The organism is Marivita sp. (assembly GCF_051251565.1).
GTDB lineage: Bacteria > Pseudomonadota > Alphaproteobacteria > Rhodobacterales > Rhodobacteraceae > Marivita.
In genome coordinates this window covers 48,383-70,476 of record NZ_JBPOFB010000011.1, presented here as the reverse complement: position 1 = coordinate 70,476, position 22,094 = coordinate 48,383, and the positions used below count along the sequence as shown (strand labels likewise).

The following is a 22,094-nucleotide window of genomic DNA, read 5'->3' as shown; positions in this document are numbered from 1 at the left end:
CAAAGGCCTGCGATGTGGTATGGAAGCGGCGCCGCCCCTTGGGCCTGACCGTTCTCTCAAACAACCAAGGCCTGCGCCTTGGGACCTGTACCCCGGTTTCGGGGCCTTGTGTGACCGGTCTCTCATGGTCGGCCCCGGTTTGGGGCAGCTGAGAGTGATGTCAGTTTTGGTGTCGCGGCATGGGAGTGACCCTTCCCGCTCAAAAGCTTTTGTGGGGGGAAGGTGCGACACAGACGTTAAGGATTTCGAAAGCCTGCGTTCGGTGCCGCGCCGCGCATTTAGATGCGCAGGGCTCAGGTCCGGTCGCTCGGGGCTAGCCCTTGCCCTCAAGCCAGCGCAGGATTTCGCCCCGGTCGCCGTCCAGATCGGGGGCGGCGGGTCGCACGGTCGGATCGCCCAACCCGGTCATCTTGATCGGATTGCCTGCCGCCTTAAAGGCGGGGCGTCCGTTGCGGTCAAGCACATCCACCACCATGTTGCGGGCTAAAATCTGCGGGTCGCGCATCACCTGCGCCAGATCCTGAATGGGACCGCTTGGAATGCCTGCCGCCCCCAGCTTTGCGATCCAATGCGCGCGGGTTTTGTCCAGCGTCACCGCTTCGATCAACCGTTTCAAAAGCCGGGTGTGTTCAACACGCGCGGGATTGGTGGCAAAGCGCGGATCATCGGCCAGCGGCAGGTTCAGTGCCACGCAAAGCTTTTCGAACAGCACATCATTGCCCGCCGCGATCACGAACAGTCCGTCGGAGGCGTGGAATGTCTCGAACGGAGCAATCGACGGGTGCCGCGCGCCGGTGGGCACCGGCGGCGTGCCCGTCACGCTGGTGATGGCGATGGCATGTTCAAGGATTGCCAATTGTGCATCCAGCATCGCCACGTCCACCTTGCGCCCAAGTCCCGTGCGTTCGCGGTCCATCAGGGCGGCCAGCACCCCTTGGCTCAGATACATGCCCGCCACGATATCACCGATGGAGGCGCCCACGCGTACCGGGTCGCGGCCCTTTTCGCCGGTGATCGACATGACCCCACCGCGCGCCTGCACCACCATGTCATAGGCGGGGCGCTTGGCCTCGGGGCCGGTATGGCCAAAGCCGGACACCGCGCCATAGATCAGCCGTGGATAATGCGCATGCAGGTCGTCCCAGCCATAGCCCAACCGCTCCATCACGCCGGGGCGGTAGTTTTCAAGGATCACATCCGCGCGCGTCAAAAGGCGTTCAAAGATCTCGCGGTCGGCATCGGATTTGAGGTCAAGCGCAATGGATTTCTTGCTGTGGTTGATAGCGGCGAAATACGCCGATTTCCCGTTCGCAAAGGGTGGAAAGGCACGGGTGTCATCGCCCACGCCCGGCCGTTCGATCTTGATCACATGCGCGCCCAGATCGGCCAGCGTCATCGATGAAAACGGCCCGGCAAGCACATGGGTGAGGTCTAGAATGGTGATGCCTGCAAGCGGTTTGGTCATGATGTCCTGCCTCTTCGATTTTTTTTGTCAGTCAACACAGCCCTGCACCAAAAACGCAACATCGATGTGTCGGGTCCCTGCGCTGTCGGCGAAAAGCTGTCGATATGATCAGATCGTGCCTGTTTGACGGGCATGGAAAATGAAGCCCAGTAGGTTCATCAAGACCTGCGCCGCGAGGATCGACGTTGATCCTGTCGGGTCATAATCCGGGGCCACTTCGACAAGGTCGATGCCGACGATCTCGTGGCGCTGTGCCACCTGCTGGAGAAGTTCCAGCACGTCGTAATACAAAAAACCGCCATGGCTTGGCGTGCCGGTGCCCGGCGCGATTGAGGGGCAGAACGCGTCAATGTCGATGGTGATATAGACGGGCGCGCCTTTGGGCAGACGGCTGGCCACGCCCTCTGGCCCCAAGGCGCGGGCTTGCCGCACCGACAGGATATCCGATCCGCGCGCGCGGGCGTCCTCGTACCCCTCGCGCGCGGTCGAGCTGACATTGCGGATGCCCACCTGTGTCATCCCACTGACCCATGGTTTCTCGGACGCGCGGCGCATCGGGTTGCCGTGACCGCTGCGCACCCCGTGACGTTCATCGACAAAATCCAGATGCGCGTCAATTTGCAGGACGTGGAACGGTGTGGCCCCCGCAAACGCGTCGATGCAGGGAATGTTGATCGAATGATCCCCACCAATGACAACGGGCAGGGCACCGGCGGCGCGGATTGCGCGTACACCAGACGCGATGTTGGCATGGCTTTGCGCCGTGTCGGTGTGGATGATGTCGGCATCCCCCAGATCGAGGATGCGCGTGGCCGCCAGATAGGTTGCGTCGTCTTCGTGGTCATAGGCCCCGGCATGACCAAAGCTGAACAGGGTGGACGCTTCGCGCACACCGCGCGGTCCGAACCGCGCCCCCGCCCGCCATTGCGTGCCCGCATCGAACGGCGCGCCAAGCACCGCCACATCCGCGTCAATCGCGCTCCAGTCCGGTTGATACGGGCTGCGCGCAAAGGTGCAAATGCCAGTGAAGGGCAGGTTCAGGCGTCCTGCGTCGTATCCATGGGCCATGTGGGGTGCTCCTGTTGGTCCGGGACCAGAGTGCGGCAGCCCCTTGCCGCCGTAAAGAGCGGATTGGGGCTTTCCCCCAAGGGCAACCCATGAAATAGGGACGTGCCAAACGATGCTGTCCGTGGAAAGGGATTCCGATGGAGATTCGAGAGGCTCTCACCTTTGATGATGTTCTTCTGGTGCCGGGGGCGTCCAACGTCTTGCCAGCCACCGCTGACACGCGGACATGGGTGACCAAAACCATCGCCCTGAACATTCCGTTGCTCAGCTCTGCGATGGATACGGTCACCGAAGGGCGCATGGCCATCACCATGGCGCAGGCCGGTGGCATGGGCGTGATCCACAAGAACCTGAGCATTGAACAGCAGGCCCGCGAAGTGCGCCGCGTCAAACGGTTCGAGAGTGGGATTGTCTATAGCCCTGTCACTTTGCGCCCTGATCAGACATTGGCAGACGCCAAAGCCCTGATCGAGCGGTATAATTTCACTGGCTTCCCGGTGGTCGACGAAAAAGGCCGCGTTGTGGGCATCGTCACCAACCGCGATATGCGCTTTGCCACGTCCGATGACACACCGGTCCGGGTCATGATGACATCGGACAACTTGGCCATCCTGCGCGAACCCGCCGACCGCGACGAAGCGATCAGCCTGATGAAATCGCGCCGCATCGAAAAACTTTTGGTGGTCGATGGCGACAACAAGCTGACCGGGCTTTTGACGCTGAAGGACACGCAGCAGGCAGTTCTCAACCCGACAGCGTGCAAGGATGATCTGGGGCGTCTGCGCGTCGCCGCCGCAACGTCGGTGGGCGATGCAGGGTTTGAACGGACCCAGGAACTGGTTGCCGCAGGGGTGGACATTGTTGTCATCGACACCGCGCACGGCCATTCACGCGGCGTGATCGAGGCCGTGACCCGCGCCAAAACCCTGTCTAACGAAGTGCAGGTGATTGCGGGCAACGTCGCCACCGGCGAAGCCACGCGCGCCCTGATCGACGCAGGTGCAGACGCCATCAAGGTGGGCATCGGTCCGGGATCGATCTGCACCACTCGTATGGTCGCAGGTGTGGGGGTGCCCCAGCTGACCGCGATCATGGATTGCGCCAAGGCTGCGGGTGACATCCCGGTCATTGCCGACGGGGGCATCAAGTTCTCGGGCGATTTCGCCAAGGCGATCGCAGCAGGCGCATCTTGTGCAATGGTCGGCAGCATGATCGCAGGCACCGACGAAAGCCCCGGCGAGGTGATCCTGTACCAAGGCCGAAGCTTTAAGGCGTATCGCGGCATGGGATCTATCGGCGCAATGGCGCGTGGATCGGCGGATCGTTATTTCCAGAAAGACGCCGCCAATGACAAGTTGGTGCCCGAAGGCATCGAAGGGCAGGTTCCTTACAAAGGCTCTGCCGGCGCGGTGCTTCACCAGCTTGTGGGCGGCTTGCGCGCGGCAATGGGCTATACCGGTTGCGCCACAATCGAAGAAATGCGCTCCAATTGCCAATTCGTCAAAATCACCGGGGCCGGACTTAAAGAAAGCCATGTGCACGATGTTCAGATCACCCGTGAATCGCCGAATTACCGCCTGTCCTGATCGAAAGGTCGTCACAACATGACCCCGGCTGCACGCTGGGCCGCCGCTGCGCAAATCCTTGACCAGATCGAGGCGGGCGAGGCGGCGGAAAAGGCACTGACCACATGGGCGCGGCGATCCCGCTTTGCCGGGTCCAAGGACCGCGCTGCGATCCGGGATCACGTGTACGACATCCTGCGTGCGTGGCGCAGCACTGCGGCGTTGGGCGGCGGCACATCCGGCAGGCTGCGTGTGCTGGGCCGGTTGCGCCAGACTGATCTTGACCCGGACGATCTGTTCACTGGCGAAGGCTACGCGCTGACGCCGTTGACCGATGCGGAAAAGGCGGGCGGTGCCGAGCCAACCGAGGGTAAAGCCTGCGACCTTCCAGATTATATATATAATATATTTACCAGTGACTTGCAGGGCAAAGCTCAACAAACTGCTGAAGCATTGCGCCACCGAGCGTCAGTGTTTTTGCGGGTCAACACCTTGAAAACAAATCGCAGTGATGCGCAATCCGCGCTCTTGGTCGAAGGGATCGACACCGCGCCGCACCCGCTCTCGGACACCGCGCTGGAAATTCTGGACGGCGCGCGCCGTGTTGCACAATCGCGGGCCTATCAAACCGGGCTGGTCGAATTGCAGGACGTGGCAAGTCAGGCGGTTGTCGATGCATTGCCTTTGTCGAACGGCATGCGCGTTCTGGATTATTGCGCAGGCGGCGGCGGCAAAACGCTGGCCATGGCCGCCAGGCTGCGTGGACCTGTTGAGGCGCATGATGCTGACCCGCGCCGCATGTCCGATCTGCCCGCGCGGGCCGATCGTGCCGGGGCAAAGGTGACCCTGACGCAGACGCCGAAGGGCACATATGACCTTGTTTTGTGCGACGTGCCCTGTTCCGGCAGTGGCTCTTGGCGGCGATCACCCGAAGGGAAATGGCGACTCACGCCCGATATGCTTGAGGCGGTGACGCGCATTCAGGCTGAAATTCTCGACACGGCAACCGCACGCGTCGGCGCAGGCGGCACGCTTGCCTATGCCACATGCTCGGTGCTGACGCGCGAAAATGAAGATCAAATTGAAGCATTTCTTGCGCGGCATACCGGCTGGACATGCGCCATTCAAAAGCGGTTTGACCTGACAGAGGGTGGAGACGGTTTTTTTGTAGCGACCTTGACGAGAGATTGAATGCAAATTACAATCTAAAAGTGTTTCGATCTTAAGTGTCGCTTAAGCTTCATAGGCTCCAATGGAGGGGATGCTGATCCGCCCAAAGGCTGTTCGATGACCTATTTCGACCGTAGCGCCCCCTTTGCCCCACGGCTTTACACCGCAAGATCGGTTCTGATTGCATTCGCTTTGGTCAGCGCAGGCCTTGCCGCCGTTGCGCCGCATGATGCGTTGAAAACGGGTTTGGCGGCGGCAGCTATTGCGTTTTTCGGGGTGTTTCTTGGCATCACAGCACATCAGTTATTGCGCGCGCGCAATCAGCGAAAATCTATAAATAACCTATCTTTACTTGTCGAACATGATGTTGCGGCGTGCCTGGTGACCGACCTTGACGACGTGGTGGTTTCGGCAAACCGTGCTGCGGTCAAATCACTGTCTGCCTCTGTTGGTCAGTCTTTACGCCGCATCATCAGTGGGCATGTGGCAGGGGCGGACGGGGTGATCCACCGGGTTCAGTCCGCCGCGCTAAAGGACGGAATAGCCTCGGAAAAGGTGGTGTTACCGAACAGGCATCTCAGAATCTCTGCGCATCAGGCTGGACCTGCTGCCGTGATGTGGCGGCTTGAATTTTTTGAAACCCGCGAAACCCCGTCATCGTCGGGCGCCGCTCAATTCCCAGCGCTGACCATAGGTCGCGGAGGCACCGTTTTGTGGATGAATGATGCTGCGCGATCCTTGGTGGGTGGCCGCATCCGGACCATTGATGAGCTGGTGGCCGATTCCCCCTTGCGCCCCGGAGAGGTGCATCAGGTCCGAACCGACGGGCACGGCATCAAGGATTACACCATCAATGTGCACGAGGCGGGTCTGGGCCGCGAAGAGGTGGTGTTGACGCCGCAACCGGATCAGGACGTCACGGACCACAACGATACCGGCTTTGAGGCGCTGCCAGTGCCATTGCTCAAGGTGACACCCAAGGGCAAGATCGCCAAGGCCAACCGCTGTGCCCGCGACTTGCTGAATGCGAACCGGGATGAAGGCCAAAACATCTCCGACCTTATGGAGGGATTGGGGCGCTCTATTCCTGACTGGCTTGGCGATGCGGCAACGGGCAAAGGGCTGGGCCGCTCTGAATTCCTGCGATTGACACGTCCCGAAAAAGAGGTGTTCGTTCAGGTCACGCTCACCCGCGTTGTCGAAGCGGGCGAGGTGCTTTTGGTCGCGGTTCTCAACGATGCGACCGAACTCAAAAGCCTTGAAGCCCAGTTTGTACAAAGCCAGAAAATGCAGGCGATCGGCCAATTGGCTGGGGGTGTTGCGCATGATTTCAACAATCTTTTGACGGCAATTTCAGGGCATTGCGATCTGTTGTTGCTGCGGCATGACCAAGGCGATCCAGACTATAGCGATCTTATTCAAATCCATCAGAACGCCAACCGCGCTGCGGGGTTGGTGGGCCAGTTGCTCGCGTTTTCGCGCAAGCAAACCTTGCGTCCGGAACGGCTTGATCTGCGCGATATCCTTGCCGACCTGACTCACCTTCTCAACCGGCTGGTTGGCGAAAAAGTACGGCTAGATCTGAGCCAAAATCCTGTGCTGCCTGACATTCGCGCCGACAAGCGGCAACTGGAACAGGTGATCATGAATCTTGTCGTCAACGGGCGCGATGCCATGCCAAACGGCGGTACAATTCGCATCGAGACGAACGCGCGAGACCTTGAAAAACCGATGCAGCATGGCCGCGCCAAGGTACCCGCAGGGCCCTATGTTGTGGTCCGTGTGACGGATGAAGGCATCGGTATTCCGCAAGACAAGCTCGAAAAGATCTTTGAGCCGTTCTACACCACAAAACGCACCGGTGAAGGCACCGGGCTGGGCCTGTCCACGGTGTACGGTATCGTCAAACAAACCGGCGGGTTCATCTTTGTGGACAGCACTCTGGGTCAAGGAAGCGTGTTCACCTTGATGTTTCCGGTTTGCGACGATCCGATCACGATTGTGCCGACTTTTGCTGCGCCCATTCCACCACAGCCAACCCGGTCTGGCGACGGGGTTGTCCTTTTGGTGGAGGACGAAGCGCCGGTGCGTGCCTTTGCGTCCCGCGCGCTGGCACATCGCGGGTTTACCGTGATCGAAGCAAACAGTGCCGAAGATGCGCTTCATCTTCTGAAAGACCCCGACCTCAAGGTGGATGTGTTTGTCACTGATGTCGTCATGCCCGGACTTGATGGTCCAAGCTGGGTGCGCAAAGCCCGGGCAGACAGGCCGGACGTGCCGGTTGTGTTCATGTCTGGCTATGCCGAGGACGTGTTCAAATCTCAGGGTGCGCTCATCGAGGCGTCGACCTTTCTTGCAAAGCCATTTTCGCTAACTGACCTGACAACTATCGTGAACCAGCAATTGCACACCCCCTCGCAGGCGTCCAAAGCCACACGTCCCTCTTGACCAATGTCACGCGCCACGCACCGGAATCGAGTCCCAAAGCACAAAGTCCGAAGCCCGCGCTGCGCGCACCTCGCCTTCCACCTCTGGCGACATCGATAAGTTGTGGGCAGGAGACACGTTCAGAGTTGGAATCTCTGGCAGATCCCCAAGCCTCGTTTCGAGGAATGCACGCAAACCAGCCTGATCCTCATAACGAAAGAAATGGGTTACGGCGGTGCCATTTGGACGGGCCTCAACGAACTTTGCCTGTGATCCAACCCGTGCAAAGGCCGGAGGATCAGACTCGCAACTGGCCTGCAAAAAAGTATCAAACGTCAGACCCTTGGTCGAGGTGGGCCGCCCATCAAGCGCCGGACGCTGACGGTACCGATACCAACTTCCCAACCAGCTTAATGGCTCGCGGATCACCGCCACCAGTTCCAGATCTGCCGCACCCATTTTTTCAAACATCGGTCGAAAGAACCGGTTATACCGATACACCGGCGCATGCTTGAGGTCAGGCGGATCGGTCACAACCATTGACGCCCGCGGGCCAAGCGCCTGCGCATAGGCATGCGTGCCGGTTTTAGGGACCGACAAAAGAACAATCCGTTCGTTCCAAAAAACCAACATACCAACACTCCGCATTATTTCGCGTTGTCATAAACCACTCCTTAACCAAAGCGCGCAACAGTGGGCTTGAAAATAAAAGTTGAAATGTTCGCGCTTTGGTCTCATAACGAAAAAGAACAAGAGGCGAACAAAAAGCAGCAATTGCCGCCCCTCGCAGGGTGTGGAATAAGGATCGAAAGCAATGGCAACGGCAGATCTTCTCACTATGGACAGCAAGCGCGACGCGAACAAACAAAAGGCGCTCGATTCAGCGCTGGCACAGATCGAACGCCAATTTGGCAAAGGGTCGATCATGAAACTTGGTGGCGAGCACACCATGCGCGACATCGAGGCGACATCCACCGGATCGCTGGGTCTCGATATCGCGCTTGGGATTGGTGGTCTGCCCAAGGGTCGGATCATTGAAATCTACGGGCCGGAAAGTTCGGGTAAAACGACGTTGACGCTGCATTCGGTTGCGGAGGAGCAGAAAAAAGGCGGGGTTTGCGCCTTTGTTGACGCAGAACATGCGCTTGATCCACAATACGCCAAAAAGCTGGGTGTTGATCTGGACGAGTTGCTGATTTCACAGCCCGATACCGGTGAACAAGCGCTTGAGATTGTAGACACATTGGTGCGGTCCGGCGCGGTCAGCCTTGTTGTGATTGATTCCGTTGCAGCGTTGACACCAAAGTCCGAACTTGAAGGTGATATGGGCGACAGCAGCGTGGGTGTTCATGCCCGTCTGATGAGTCAAGCCATGCGCAAATTGACCAGCTCGATCTCGCGGTCAAACTGCATGGTGATTTTCATCAACCAGATTCGGATGAAGATCGGTGTCATGTTCGGCAGCCCGGAAACCACCACCGGCGGCAACGCGCTCAAGTTCTACAGCTCTGTGCGTCTGGATATTCGCCGCATCGGCGCAATCAAGGACCGTGACGAAGTGGTCGGCAACGCAACCCGCGTCAAGGTTGTTAAGAACAAGGTGGCACCCCCCTTCAAGCAGGTTGAATTTGACATCATGTATGGCGAAGGCATCTCCAAGATGGGGGAGCTTATCGATCTGGGCGTCAAAGCCGGTGTCGTCGAAAAATCTGGCGCTTGGTACTCCTATGGGGACGAACGGATCGGGCAGGGACGCGAAAACGCAAAAACCTTCCTACGAGAGAACAGTGCGATGGCGCTTGAGATTGAGGACAAGATCCGCGCAGCACATGGGCTCGATTTCGACATGTCCGCTTCGGATAGTGATGCAGGCGACGATATCGTCGAATCCTGACAGCACGCAGACGGCGGCTGCAAAAACGCTCCGGATCGACATAAAGATCCGAGAATACGTGGATCAGGGTGACCAATGCGTCACCCTGTTTGCATTTCAGCAGGCCCTCTGCTGTGGACAGCCCCTCTGGCAAGGGCTATTTCAGGCCGAACCGGAATTTTCCGCCCTCCAATACCTTGCAGGTCAGGTCACACATGCCCACGCTGAACGATATTCGCTCCACCTTTCTGAGCTATTTTGAAAAACAGGGCCACGAGGTTGTGGCGTCCAGCCCGCTTGTGCCGCGCAATGACCCGACGCTGATGTTTGCCAATTCGGGGATGGTGCAGTTCAAGAACCTGTTCACCGGGGTCGAACACCGTGATTACCAACGCGCAACCACGGCGCAGAAATGTGTGCGCGCGGGCGGTAAACACAACGACCTGGACAATGTGGGCTACACGGCACGGCATCATACGTTCTTTGAAATGCTGGGCAATTTCAGCTTTGGCGATTATTTCAAAGAAGAGGCGATCCCGTTTGCGTGGGAATTGATCACCAAGCAGTTCGGCATTCCTGCAGACCGGCTTTACGTAACAATTTACCATACCGACGACGAAGCGTTCGAGATTTGGAAAAAGGTCGGTGTTCCGGAAAGCCGGATCATCCGCATCGCCACATCGGACAATTTTTGGCAAATGGGCCCGACCGGGCCATGTGGACCGTGCACCGAGATTTTCTATGATCATGGTGATCACATCTGGGGTGGCCCTCCGGGCAGCCCCGACGAAGATGGCGACAGGTTTATCGAGATCTGGAACATCGTTTTCATGCAGAACGAGCAGTTCGAAGACGGCACGATGAAGGCGCTCGACATGCAATCGATCGATACCGGCATGGGGCTGGAACGGATCGGTGCGTTGTTGCAAGGCAGCCACGACAATTACAACACCGACACGATGCGCGCTTTGATCGAGGCGTCGGCGGATGTGACCTCGGTGGACCCGGACGGGCCGGGCAAGACCCATCACCGCGTGATCGCGGACCATTTGCGGTCCACCTCGTTTCTGATTGCGGATGGGGTGATGCCGTCGAATGATGGGCGGGGGTACGTGCTGAGACGGATTATGCGCCGCGCGATGCGGCATGCGCATTTGCTGGGCTCGCAGGATCCGGTGATGCACCGCTTGGTGCCTGCGTTGGTGCGGCAGATGGGGGCGGCCTATCCCGAATTGTCGCGCGCGCAGGCGTTGATCGAAGAAACCCTCCGCCTTGAGGAAACGCGGTTCAAACAGACTTTGGACCGGGGTTTGAAGCTGCTGGATGATGAGCTGATAGGGCTGGCCGATGATGCACCCTTGCCGGGCGCGGCCGCGTTCAAGCTTTACGATACCTTTGGATTCCCGCTTGACCTGACCCAGGACGCATTGCGCGAAAAGGGTCGGACGGTGGACACGGACGGGTTTGATGCGGCCATGGCCGAGCAAAAGGCCAAGGCACGCGCGGCGTGGTCTGGCACCGGCGAGGCGGCGGATGCAGCGATCTGGTTCGATCTGGCGGAAACGCACGGAGCCACGGATTTCCTCGGCTATGACACCGAAGCTGCCGAAGGCCAGATGGTTGCCTTGGTCAAAGACGGCGTGGCCGTTCCCGCGTTGGCCGAGGGCGAAAGCGGTTGGATCGTCCTGAACCAGACGCCATTCTATGGCGAATCCGGTGGACAGGTTGGCGATACGGGGTGGTTGCGCCGGTTGGAGAACGAAGATCATCAGGCCGAGGTCAGCGACACCCATCGTATGGGCGGCGGCAAGGTGTTTGCACATCATGTCACGGTCAAAAGCGGCACGTTCAAAACCGGCGAGGCAGTCCAGCTTGAGGTGGACCATGCCCGCCGCAGCGGTATCCGCGCGCACCATTCCGCGACGCACCTTCTTCACGAGGCATTGCGCCGGGCGCTTGGCGATCACGTTGCACAGCGCGGATCGCTCAATGCGCCGGATCGTCTTCGCTTCGATTTCAGCCATGGCAAGGCGTTGACGCTGGATGAGCTGAAGCAGGTTGAGGCTGAGGTGAACGGCTATATCCGCCAGAACACACTCGTCGAGACGCGGATCATGACACCCGACGATGCCCGCGCCATCGGGGCGCAGGCGCTGTTCGGCGAAAAATATGGCGATGAAGTGCGTGTTGTGTCGATGGGCGAACAGGCAGGATCGGGCAAGGGCAATGCGGGCAATACCTATTCGCTTGAGCTTTGTGGCGGCACCCATGTGCGGCGCACAGGCGATATCGGGGTGTTCGTGACGCTGGGTGACAGCGCATCAAGCGCGGGCGTACGTCGCATAGAAGCGCTGACCGGTGCCGAGGCGTTTGCCTACCTGTCTGCGCAGGATCACCGTTTGGCCGAGGTTGCACTTGAGCTAAAGGCGCAAGCGACGGATGTGCCAACACGGGTGCGGGCGCTGCTGGATGAACGCAAAACGCTGTCCAACGAAGTGGCGCAATTGCGCCGCGAATTGGCGATGGCCGGTGGTGCCGGACAAGGTGGCGTTGCCGAAATACGCGAAATCAATGGCGTGAAATTCGTGGCCCAAGTGCTGACCGGCGTGTCGGGCAAAGACCTGCCGCCCCTGATCGACGAACACAAGCAGCGTATCGGATCGGGTGCGGTTCTGCTGATCGCGGATACTGGCGGCAAGGCGGCTGTGGCGGCGGGGGTCACCTCGGACCTTGCGGGAACCGTTTCGGCAGTTGATCTGGTCAAAGCGGCTGTGCCAGAATTGGGCGGCAAGGGCGGCGGTGGTCGCCCGGACATGGCGCAAGGCGGCGGTGCGTCGGTCGACAATGCCGAAGCCGCGATCAAGGCCGCCGAGGCCGTATTGGGAGGATAGACCATGCCTGCACTCTGGATTGCTCATGTCACGGTGACCGACCCTGACGCTTATGCAAAATATGCTGAATTGGCCGGTCCGGCCATTGCGCAACATGGTGGTAAGTTCATCGCGCGTGGTGGGCGCTTTGTGCAGCTTGAGGGGCAGGAACGCGCGCGCAATGTGGTGGCACGGTTCCCATCCGTTGAGGATGCGGAGGCCTGTTACAACAGCCCCGAATATCAGCGCGCGCTGGATCATGCGCGGGGCGCATCAGAGCGCGAATTGCTAATCGTAGAGACGAATGAATAAGCGGACCAAAGGTTCGATGACTTCGTAAAACCAAACAAAAACGGCGCGGACCCTAGGGTCCGCGCCGTTTTCTATTGCATCGATCGCAAGGGCTTAGTTGCCTTTTGACATCCGTTTGCGTTCATGCGGATCAAGATAACGCTTGCGCAGACGGATGGCATTGGGCGTCACTTCGACCAGTTCATCATCATTGATATAGGCAATCGCCTCTTCCAGCGACAATGTGATCGGCGTGGTCAGACGGACCGCATCATCGGTGCCCGACGCGCGCACGTTGGTCAGCTTTTTGCCCTTGAGCGGGTTTACCTCAAGATCGTTTTCACGGCTGTGTTCGCCGATGATCATGCCGGTATAGATCGCCTCTTGTGCGCCGATCATCATGCGGCCCCGGTCTTCGAGGTTCCACAATGCGTAGGCGACGGACGTGCCGTTTTCCATCGAGATCAGAACGCCAGCACGACGGCCCGGCATTGACCCTTTGTGCGGTGTCCAGCCGTGGAACACGCGGTTCAGAACGCCTGTGCCGCGCGTGTCGGTCAGGAATTCGCCGTGGTATCCGATCAGGCCGCGTGACGGAACATGCGCGATGATGCGGGTTTTGCCCACACCCGCAGGGCGCATTTCGACCAGTTCGCCTTTGCGCGCGCCGGTCAGTTTTTCGATCACGGCGCCGGAATATTCGTCATCCACGTCAATCGTGGCTTCTTCGACCGGCTCAAGCATCTTGCCGTCGTCGCCCTCTTTCATGATCACCTGCGGGCGCGAGATAGACAGTTCGAACCCTTCGCGGCGCATGTTTTCAATCAGAACACCCATCTGGAGTTCGCCACGTCCCGACACTTCAAAGGCTTCGCCACCAGGCGTGTCCTTGATCTTGATCGCAACGTTGGATTCCGCTTCTTTCATCAGACGGTCACGGATGACGCGCGATTGCACTTTCTTGCCGTCACGGCCCGCCAGCGGGCTGTCATTGATGCCAAAGGTAACGGTGATGGTGGGCGGATCGATAGGCTGTGCTTCGAGAGGTTCGTCAACGGCCAACGCACAGATCGTGTCTGCCACTGTCGCCTTTGACATGCCTGCGATGCTGACAATGTCACCAGCAAGCGCTTCGTCGATGTCCTGCGGACCAAGTCCCCGGAACGCCTGGATCTTGGTGACGCGGAACTGTTCGATCTTCTGACCCACGCGGCTGAGCGCCTGAACAGTGGCGCCCACCTTGAGCCGACCCGTTTCCACGCGGCCCGTCAGGATGCGGCCCACAAACGGGTCCGAGCCCAGCGTAGTGGCCAGCATGCGAAAATCTTCGTCCTGATGCTTGATCTGCTTGGGGGCAGGGACGTGATCGACGACCAGCTTGAACAGCGCATCGAGGGTCTTGCGCGGCCCTTCAAGCGTGGTGTCGGCCCAACCAGAGCGGCCCGACGCATAAAGATGCGGAAAATCTAGCTGATCTTCATTGGCGTCAAGGTTGGCAAACAGGTCGAAACATTCGTCCAGTGCGCGGTCGGGTTCAGCGTCGGGCTTGTCGACCTTATTCAGCACCACAATGGGGCGCAAACCAAGGGCAAGCGCCTTAGAGGTCACGAACTTGGTTTGGGGCATCGGGCCTTCTGCGGCGTCCACCAACAGGACAACACCGTCCACCATCGACAAGATGCGCTCCACCTCGCCACCGAAATCGGCGTGGCCGGGTGTGTCGACGATGTTGATGCGCGTGCCTTTCCATTCCACAGACGTGGCCTTGGCCAGAATGGTGATGCCGCGCTCACGTTCGAGGTCATTGCTGTCCATGGCACGTTCAGCCACAGCTTGGTTGGCACGAAACGCGCCGGATTGTTTTAGAAGCTCGTCAACCAGCGTGGTCTTGCCGTGGTCAACGTGAGCGATGATCGCAATATTGCGAAGGTCCATGTCTTTATCTCGTGCAGGGATGAGTTGGCCGGGGGTTACAAGGCCCGGTCCGAGAACACCAGCAAAAAAGGCACACGGCTTCAGCACCGCCGCAGCAGGGTCACAGCGACCTCACGACAGAGTGACAGGACACCGGCAACAAAGCACTGATGCGGGGGCGGGTTTCGGCGGCGAATGGCTCGAAACGGGGGCAACTGCTTTAAGTTAGAGCGCGTTCATTGAAACCAGTCCAAGACCTCCGAAGTTGATGCAATGAGGCGAAGGGCACAGCCGTGCTTTGCCGCCGCAGCACGCGACAGTAACGAGAGAAAGGACATCTCATGAAACGCATATTATTGAGCACCGCCGTTCTGGCACTCGCCGCATCTGCATCCTACGCAGGCAGCGCTGATCCCGCACCGGCCGAGCCGATGATGATTGAACCCGTGGCGGTGGCCCCCACACCAACGGGTGGCGACTGGACCGGGCCTTACGGCGGTCTGAGCTTTGGCAACCTGTCGGCAGACGCCGATGGCGGGTTGGATGACAGCGAAGGCATCTACGGCATCTTCGGCGGCTATGATTACGATTTTGGCCAATTCGTTGTGGGTGGCGAACTTGACTATCAGACTGGCGAAGACATCGATCTTGGCGGCATCGAAGTGGACGACATTCTGCGCGCGAAACTGCGGGGCGGGTATGATCTGGGCCGCACTCTTGTCTATGCCACCGCAGGGGCCGCGCAACTGAACACCAATATCGGTGATGATACCGGCCTCGTTGGCGGTTTGGGCGTGGAATACAAGGTGACGGATCAGTTCACCGTCGGCGGCGAATACCTTGCCCACCGATTTGACGATTTCGACGACACTGGCATTGATGTGAACGCCGACACCGTGTCGATCCGGGGCAGTTTCCGGTTCTGACCGTGTGACGAAAGGCACTCAGGCGCGCACCCCTCCCTCGGGTGCGCGTTTGCGTTTTTGCAGCCTAGTGTGTGGCGGTGTTGGACAGAAGATTGATCACCAGAATGCCCGCCAGAATGAGAGCAAGCCCAATGACGGCGGCAAGATCGAGCTTTTGGCCGAAGACCGCAAAGCCGATGATCGAGATGAACACGATCCCCATGCCAGACCACATCGCATAGGCCACCCCAACGGGAAATGTCTTGAGCGCGATGGCCAGCAGGTAGAACGCGGCGCTATAGGCCACCACCACGATCACCGAAGGCAGGGGTCGGCTGAACTGTTGGCTTGCCTGTAGGGCTGTGGTGCCGATGGTTTCCGCCAGAACGGCGAACATGAGGATGATATAGGGCATGCAAGCCTCCTGAACTGACAGCAGACAGAGTGGCGCAAAGCGCAGCGGGGGGCCAGCCCCCGACTGCGTGTGATGCTCAGGTCAGGTGAATGTTGAACCGCGCGCGGATGGCGTGGTCCACATCGGGTGCGAGACGGGCGCGCGACGGTTTTGACAGCAGCATCTCTTTGCGCTCGGTCGCTTTGTTCACCAGAATGGGCTGGCCCTGTTCGACCCATTCCTTGGGCGATGCGCGGTTACCCAAAACCGGGTAGACATAGTCACGCTGCATCCGGTTCAGCGTGTCGTCGCTGCCCAGATAATGCCCCGGTCCACCAATGCAGGTGGCGCGCATCACTTCGATGCTCAGGTCGTCTTCGGTCACGTCGATGCCCCGAACGCAGCGCAGCGCCTGACCGATCAGATCGTCACCCAGGATCAGGCTCTCGTGGCAGAACCCCAGCAAAGAGGCGTGCATGCCGGCAGCCTCGTAGACCATGTTGAGACCCGACAGCCCCGCCATGACGTTGGAACACATCTGTTCCCACCCGGCCTGCATATCCGGCAGCTTGGCATCCGCGATGCCCGCCGCAGCCCCACCACAGAGGCCGTAATACTGGTGCATCTGTGCGCAGCCCGCCGTCAAAAGCGCCTGTTCACCCGATCCGCCCGACATCGCGCCTGTGCGCAGGTCCGACACAAAGGGCCAGGTGCCAAAGATCACCGGATGTCCCGGTGCCATTGCGTTTACATAGACAACACCCGCAAGACATTCGGCCACGGCCTGAACAATCGCGCCAACGATAGAGGCGGGGGCGGTTGCCCCGGCCTGACCGGCGCTGAGCAGCAGGATTGGCATGCCGCCGCGAATACAAGCCTCCATCACCTGACAGGACTCGGTGGCAAATTTCATCGGTGGCACAACAAAGCAGTTCGAGTTCGACACAAAGGGCCGCGCGCGCCATGCGTCTTCGCCGCCCGCAATCATGTGCAGCAACTCAAACGCATGTGGCACGAAAGACGGTTCCGTAAACGACACGCCCACATGTTTGAACGTGCCCGAACAACAGGCGTAGATGGTGTTGAGATCCATTTCGAGGTTGTCGGGAATATCGCGCGCCACCATCGGGCGCTGCACAAAGTGGATATTGTCCAACTGGTCCGCAATGCGCGCGGCGTCGTGCAGATCCTGCACCGTGCTTTCGCGGTAATTGCCGGTCTCAACATCCACCATATGCACCGCAGCACCCGCCGTGCCGTAATGCACACGGGTGCCCGACAGATCGAGGTCATAAAGCGGATCGCGCCCGCACAGCGTGACACCCCGATTGGCGATGGCCAGCATGTCTTCGACCAAGGCGCGTGGGAAACGGATGCGCCCGTCATCGCCCAGGATCGCACCTGCGTCGGTCATGATTTTGACGCCGGACGGGGGGGCCTCGGACAGGCCGATTTCCTCAAGCGCGGTCAGGGCTGCGTTGTGGATACGGTCAAGATCATGTGCGGCCAGCGGCGCATAGCGACCGCCGGACATGCCGGGACGGATAGGGCGCAGGTTTTCGGCCAAAGGGTTGGAACGCGCTTCGCGTCTGGCGGCACGGCCTCCGGCGCGACGGGGGGACAGATCAGTCATGTGAGCACTCGTTTGAAAAGGAAGGGACAATACGGCTGGGTGGTCCGCCCCTAGGGCCGCCCTCGGGCCGCGCGTCCCCGTCGCGCCCCGATCGTGCGCAACACCAAAGTCAGGGCGGATCGGTCACCGCGCATCTTTTGTCTCCGTCTTGTTACGGAAATGCTGCGCGAAAATCACAGGTGCAATCTGCGCCAATTGCGACAATGTGTCGTTTTCAGCGCGTCAGTCGGGATTGCGCCGCTCAGGACCGCGCGACATAGCGGTCGCGGCGATGGTTGACCGTCACAATCAGGTTCAGGATCACCGCCCCAATGAGCGACCAGATCACCACATCCAAGGGCAACAGCATCACTGCAAGGCCAAATACAAACAGGTCAAAGACCAGTTGCACATTGCCCGCAGGAATGTCGCGCGCATCCTGCAACCACAGCGCTACAATCCCGACACCGCCCAATGTGGCCCCATGCCGGAACAGCGACAGCAAACCCACCCCTGCCAGCACGCCACCCAACACCGCGCCAAGCGCCGGGTGCACCATCGTCACATCAAGCACCAGTGGCAGCAGTTCGGACATCACCGACATCACCGCCACAGCACCAAAGGTCTTGAGCGTGAAAGTCCAGCCGATCTGATGCACAGCGAGCACGTAGAATGGCAGGTTGAATACAAAGAAGATCACGCCAAAACTGAGGTCTGTGACATAGCTGGTCAGCAGAGACAGCCCGGCGATTTGCCCCGTCATCAGGCTTGCAGATGCAAGAAGATGCACCGCCAGCGCCACGAGAGTGGCACCGATAAGGATGCCTTGCACGTCCTCAAGCGGGGTATGACGGTCGGCAGGTGGGGTGCTGAGCAAGAACATAGGTCAGCACTTATGACATATTATCTGCCCGTCAAGCCCTAAGCCAAAATCCTTAGCCCGTCAGGGCCGCATTCAGCCGTTCATCCAGCTTTTCAAGAAAGCCCATCGTGGTCAGCCAGCTTTGCTCGGGTCCGACCAGAAGTGCCAGATCCTTGGTCATGAACCCGGCCTCGACCGTTTCGACCACAACCCGTTCAAGCGTTTCAGCAAAGGCGCGCAGGCTGATGTTTTCGTCCAGCTTGGCCCGATGCTTGAGCGCGCCTGTCCAGGCGTAGATCGATGCGATGGAATTTGTGGATGTCTGTTCGCCCGCCTGATGCTGCCGGTAGTGACGGGTGACAGTGCCGTGTGCGGCTTCGGCCTCAACGATCTTGCCGTCGGGTGTCATGAGGATGGATGACATCATGCCCAATGACCCGAACCCCTGCGCCACCGTATCGGATTGCACGTCGCCATCATAGTTCTTGCACGCCCAGACAAACCCGCCCGACCATTTGAGCGCTGAGGCGACCATGTCGTCGATCAGACGGTGCTGGTATTCGATGCCTTTGGCATCAAACGCGTCGCGGAACTCGGTGTCGTAGATGTGCTGGAAAATCTCCAGGAACCGACCGTCATATTGCTTGAGGATGGTGTTCTTGGTCGACAGATACACCGGCCACCCGATGTTGAGCCCGTAATTCAACGATGCGCGGGCAAAATCGGTGATAGAGGCGTCGAGGTTATACATCGACATGAACACCCCCGCCGAGGGCGCGTCATAAACCTCGCGTTCGATCACCGTACCGTCTTCGCCGACGAATTTCATCGTCAACTTCCCCGCGCCGGGGAATTTGAAATCCGTCGCTTTGTATTGATCGCCAAATGCATGCCGTCCCACAACAATCGGCTTCGTCCAGCCCGGCACCAGACGCGGCACGTTGCGGCACAGAATGGGTTGGCGAAAGATCACACCGCCAAGGATGTTGCGGATCGTGCCATTCGGACTGCGCCACATCTGCTTGAGGCCAAATTCTTCGACCCGGGCCTCGTCAGGGGTGATCGTGGCGCATTTGACGGCAACACCGATCTCTTTGGTCTTTTCGGCGGCATCAATGGTGATCTGGTCGTTGGTGCGGTCGCGTTCCTCGATGCCCAAATCGTAATAGAGCAGGTCAACATCCAGATAGGGCAGGACCAGCTTTTTCTTGATGAAATCCCAGATGATCCGGGTCATTTCATCACCGTCCATTTCGACAATCGGGTTTTCAACTTTGATCTTCGACATTGGAGGGTCCCTTTTCGGTGTCGTCTCAATTCATGGGTGAGGGGCTCATCTGCGCATCCGCTTGCATCATCAACCGCATGAGCCAGAGGGCTGCCGCCGCCTCAAGGAAAATCGCAATGGCCAGCGGTACAGGGGTTCCGTCGAACAAAAGCCCGACAGGAATGGCAAGCGCAACACCCACCACCGTTGCCACCGCACCAATCACGCTGGCGGCCATGCCGGCAATATGGCCCATCGGTTCCTGCGCGATGGCGGCCAGATTGCCCAGCGTCATGCCCGCCTGAAAGAAGACCGAGATTTGCCAAATGACAAAACACGCGAAAAACAGATCTGACGACACAAACCCGGCGGACGCTGCATAGCCAAACAGGATCATCACCGCCGACAGGCCAACCTGCACCACCAGCATGGCGCGAACCAGAAACATCATGCCCAGCCGCATCACCAGACTGGCATTCAGAAAGCCCGAACTGCCTGCCACCACGGCAACAAAGCCGAACCACAGGGCAAAGCTGTCGGCGCGGCCAAAGGTGATGTCGTAGATCTGTTGCACACTGGACAACATGGAAAACAACATCGCAAAACACAGGCCTTGCACCACGATGGACAGGCGTACGACCGGGTGCACGAACATCTCGACCACGGCGCTGCGCAAGCTGTGCACGCGGAACGGACGGCGGTGCTCGGAGGGCAGGGTCTCGGGCAGGCGAAGCGCCAGCCAAAGCGCCGAGATCACAGAGAAAATCATGAACCCATAGAACACAGCACGCCAGCTATAGGCGTTGATCACAACAGATCCAAGCAAGGGGGCAATGGCCGGAACGAGCGTGAAAATGATCATGATCAATGAAACGATCTGCGCCATACCCCGTCCCATGTAAAGATCGCGCACCACGGCCATCGCCACCACCCGCGGACCGGCTGCGCCAAGCCCTTGAAACACCCGCGCGATCAACAGAACCTCAAGCGTCTGTGCCTTGGACGCCACATATGCACTGACTGTATAAAGCACGGCGCCCCAAAGCATCACCGGCTTGCGTCCAAACGTGTCCGACAAGGGCCCGGTGAAAAACGTGCCCAATCCCATGCCCAACACGAACATGGTCAGGATCAATTGCGCATTATTGAGGTTGTCCGGCGTCAGCTCTGCGCCGATCTGTTGCAAGGCGGGCAGCATCGCGTCAATGGACAGCGCCACCGTGGCCGCAAGCATTGCCATCAGGGCGATGAATTCTGTGCGCGGCATAGCGTTTGGCATGGGGGACTGTCCTGAAAATATGCGGTCAGCCCTAGCACCAACACCGGGAAGGGAACAGACCTACCGGACGTCAGAGCCTTGGTGACGCCGATGGAGGCGGTCTGCCGTGCGGATCATCGTCAGTGTTGGCGGTGGAGTCGGGCTTGCCCAGACGTCCGACGATCCATTCCACATGCTCTTCGCGTTTGCGCATGGCGAACATGCCAAACTGTTGAATTGCTACAGCAAACACGCCCAGCCCGACAAAGATGAACACCGTTGTCCCGATCTTGCCAAGAGCCGTTGCAGGAACAAGGCTGCCATAGCCCACTGTGGACAAGGTCACGACGGTGAAGAAATAGGCATCAAGACAGCTCCACCCCTCGGCCCAGCGGAAAAACATCGTGCCCGATGCAACAATCAGCACAAGGGTCAGTATCAGCGTGGCAATGCGCACCCGCGTCGTCATCCGTTCAGAGCATTCCCTTGTTGACCCAGATCGTCCAAGACCTGAAGCCACAGGTCCGTCGGCTGCGCGCCGGGCACGGCGTGTTGGCTGGCAACGATGAAGGTGGGCACAGAACTGACCCCCATCCCGCGCGCCGCGGCATCACGGTCTACGATGTCGCGCTGGTCTTCGTCGGTGGCAAGAAGACGCAGAACAACGCTGGCATCCATGCCACAGGCGTCTGCAATATCGGCCAGAACATCGGCATCGCCGATATCGCGACCATCGACAAAATACGCTTGGAAGAGCGCATCGACGACAGCGTTCTGGTGGCCGTCGATCCCGGCCCAGTGGATCAGGCGATGCGCATCCAAGGTATTCGGTGTCTTTTCAATGGCTTCAAAGTTGATATTCAAGCCAGACTTGGCGGCATGTTCGACCACGGGCGCATAGGCTTTGATGGCGGCAGCCTTGCCGCCAAACTTGGTCTCAAGGTATTCGCGGCGGTCCATGCCGGTTTTGGGCATGTCAGGGTTGAGCTGGAACGGGTGCCATGTGATCAGAAACGGATGATCGGGGCGCTGTTCAAGCGCGCGGTCCAGATTGGTCTTGCCGATATAGCACCACGGGCAAATCGGGTCGGACATGATGTCGAGCTTGACCATGTGTTGTTCCTTTGTGTCTTTTTTCGCGGTCTAGCAGATC

18 protein-coding genes are annotated in these 22,094 nt (G+C 59.1%); 7 read left to right on the top strand and 11 right to left on the bottom strand.

The genetic code is table 11. From position 1 onward, the window contains the following. Positions 1-313 precede the first annotated feature (313 nt). The gene (locus ACSHXH_RS14090; protein WP_435672443.1) at positions 314-1,465 is read right to left on the bottom strand and encodes a CaiB/BaiF CoA transferase family protein; all 1,152 of its coding nucleotides are present in this window, start codon (positions 1,463-1,465) and stop codon (positions 314-316) included. 108 nt (positions 1,466-1,573) lie between these two features. Then, the gene (locus ACSHXH_RS14085; RefSeq protein ID WP_435672442.1) at positions 1,574-2,533 is read right to left on the bottom strand and encodes an agmatinase; all 960 of its coding nucleotides are present in this window, start codon (positions 2,531-2,533) and stop codon (positions 1,574-1,576) included. A gap of 137 nt (positions 2,534-2,670) precedes the next feature. On the opposite strand from ACSHXH_RS14085, the gene guaB reads away from it, so the two are divergent. From guaB to ACSHXH_RS14070, 3 genes are all read left to right on the top strand, one after another. After that, positions 2,671-4,119, top strand: coding sequence for an IMP dehydrogenase (guaB, locus tag ACSHXH_RS14080; protein ID WP_435672441.1), 1,449 nt, complete (start codon positions 2,671-2,673; stop codon positions 4,117-4,119). Between the two features lie 18 nt (positions 4,120-4,137). Continuing rightward, positions 4,138-5,289 carry an RsmB/NOP family class I SAM-dependent RNA methyltransferase gene (locus tag ACSHXH_RS14075; protein WP_435672440.1) on the top strand — a complete coding sequence of 384 codons (1,152 nt, stop codon included), beginning with the start codon at positions 4,138-4,140 and terminating at the stop codon, positions 5,287-5,289. Between the two features lie 96 nt (positions 5,290-5,385). Further along, positions 5,386-7,716: a hybrid sensor histidine kinase/response regulator gene (locus tag ACSHXH_RS14070; RefSeq protein WP_435672439.1), complete on the top strand. Its 2,331-nt coding sequence runs from the start codon at positions 5,386-5,388 to the stop codon at positions 7,714-7,716. A gap of 6 nt (positions 7,717-7,722) precedes the next feature. Here the strand turns inward: ACSHXH_RS14070 and ACSHXH_RS14065 are convergent, their stop codons facing one another. Then, a complete protein-coding gene (locus tag ACSHXH_RS14065) occupies positions 7,723-8,328 on the bottom strand; it encodes a gamma-glutamyl kinase (protein ID WP_435672438.1) in 606 nt (201 codons plus the stop codon). Positions 8,329-8,509: 181 nt separating this feature from the next. Here ACSHXH_RS14065 and recA point away from each other — a divergent pair, with 181 nt between their 5' ends. The 3 genes from recA to ACSHXH_RS14050 all read left to right on the top strand — a co-directional run bounded on the left by recA (position 8,510) and on the right by ACSHXH_RS14050 (position 12,750). Further along, on the top strand, positions 8,510-9,589 hold the full coding sequence (gene recA / locus ACSHXH_RS14060) for a recombinase RecA (RefSeq protein WP_435672437.1): 1,080 nt from the start codon (positions 8,510-8,512) through the stop codon (positions 9,587-9,589). Positions 9,590-9,783: 194 nt separating this feature from the next. Then, positions 9,784-12,459 (top strand): alanine--tRNA ligase, encoded by a 2,676-nt coding sequence (gene alaS, locus ACSHXH_RS14055; protein ID WP_435672436.1) that lies wholly within the window; start codon positions 9,784-9,786, stop codon positions 12,457-12,459. 3 nt (positions 12,460-12,462) lie between these two features. Continuing rightward, positions 12,463-12,750, top strand: a complete 288-nt coding sequence (locus tag ACSHXH_RS14050; RefSeq protein WP_435672435.1) for a DUF1330 domain-containing protein — start codon at positions 12,463-12,465, stop codon at positions 12,748-12,750. 93 nt (positions 12,751-12,843) lie between these two features. Here ACSHXH_RS14050 and typA read toward each other — a convergent pair whose 3' ends face one another. Next, positions 12,844-14,664 (bottom strand): translational GTPase TypA, encoded by a 1,821-nt coding sequence (typA, locus tag ACSHXH_RS14045; RefSeq protein WP_435672434.1) that lies wholly within the window; start codon positions 14,662-14,664, stop codon positions 12,844-12,846. 320 nt (positions 14,665-14,984) lie between these two features. On the opposite strand from typA, the gene ACSHXH_RS14040 reads away from it, so the two are divergent. Beyond that, the gene (locus ACSHXH_RS14040; protein ID WP_435672433.1) at positions 14,985-15,569 is read left to right on the top strand and encodes an outer membrane protein; all 585 of its coding nucleotides are present in this window, start codon (positions 14,985-14,987) and stop codon (positions 15,567-15,569) included. Between the two features lie 64 nt (positions 15,570-15,633). Here the strand turns inward: ACSHXH_RS14040 and ACSHXH_RS14035 are convergent, their stop codons facing one another. The 7 genes from ACSHXH_RS14035 to ACSHXH_RS14005 all read right to left on the bottom strand — a co-directional run bounded on the left by ACSHXH_RS14035 (position 15,634) and on the right by ACSHXH_RS14005 (position 22,054). Beyond that, positions 15,634-15,963 carry an SMR family transporter gene (locus tag ACSHXH_RS14035; RefSeq protein ID WP_435672432.1) on the bottom strand — a complete coding sequence of 110 codons (330 nt, stop codon included), beginning with the start codon at positions 15,961-15,963 and terminating at the stop codon, positions 15,634-15,636. A gap of 76 nt (positions 15,964-16,039) precedes the next feature. Further along, on the bottom strand, positions 16,040-17,575 hold the full coding sequence (locus ACSHXH_RS14030) for a trimethylamine methyltransferase family protein (protein ID WP_435672431.1): 1,536 nt from the start codon (positions 17,573-17,575) through the stop codon (positions 16,040-16,042). Positions 17,576-17,816: 241 nt separating this feature from the next. Continuing rightward, complete coding sequence (locus tag ACSHXH_RS14025; RefSeq protein ID WP_435672430.1) at positions 17,817-18,437, bottom strand: YitT family protein; 621 nt, start codon at positions 18,435-18,437, stop codon at positions 17,817-17,819. 52 nt (positions 18,438-18,489) lie between these two features. Continuing rightward, on the bottom strand, positions 18,490-19,704 hold the full coding sequence (locus ACSHXH_RS14020; protein ID WP_435672429.1) for an NADP-dependent isocitrate dehydrogenase: 1,215 nt from the start codon (positions 19,702-19,704) through the stop codon (positions 18,490-18,492). 25 nt (positions 19,705-19,729) lie between these two features. After that, on the bottom strand, positions 19,730-20,950 hold the full coding sequence (locus ACSHXH_RS14015) for an MFS transporter (protein ID WP_435672428.1): 1,221 nt from the start codon (positions 20,948-20,950) through the stop codon (positions 19,730-19,732). An 82-nt stretch (positions 20,951-21,032) separates the two neighbouring features. Then, positions 21,033-21,410 carry a potassium channel family protein gene (locus tag ACSHXH_RS14010; RefSeq protein ID WP_435672427.1) on the bottom strand — a complete coding sequence of 126 codons (378 nt, stop codon included), beginning with the start codon at positions 21,408-21,410 and terminating at the stop codon, positions 21,033-21,035. Beyond that, positions 21,407-22,054, bottom strand: coding sequence for a DsbA family oxidoreductase (locus ACSHXH_RS14005; protein ID WP_435672426.1), 648 nt, complete (start codon positions 22,052-22,054; stop codon positions 21,407-21,409). Before ACSHXH_RS14005 ends, ACSHXH_RS14010 begins: the two co-directional genes overlap by 4 nt. Positions 22,055-22,094: the final 40 nt, after the last annotated feature.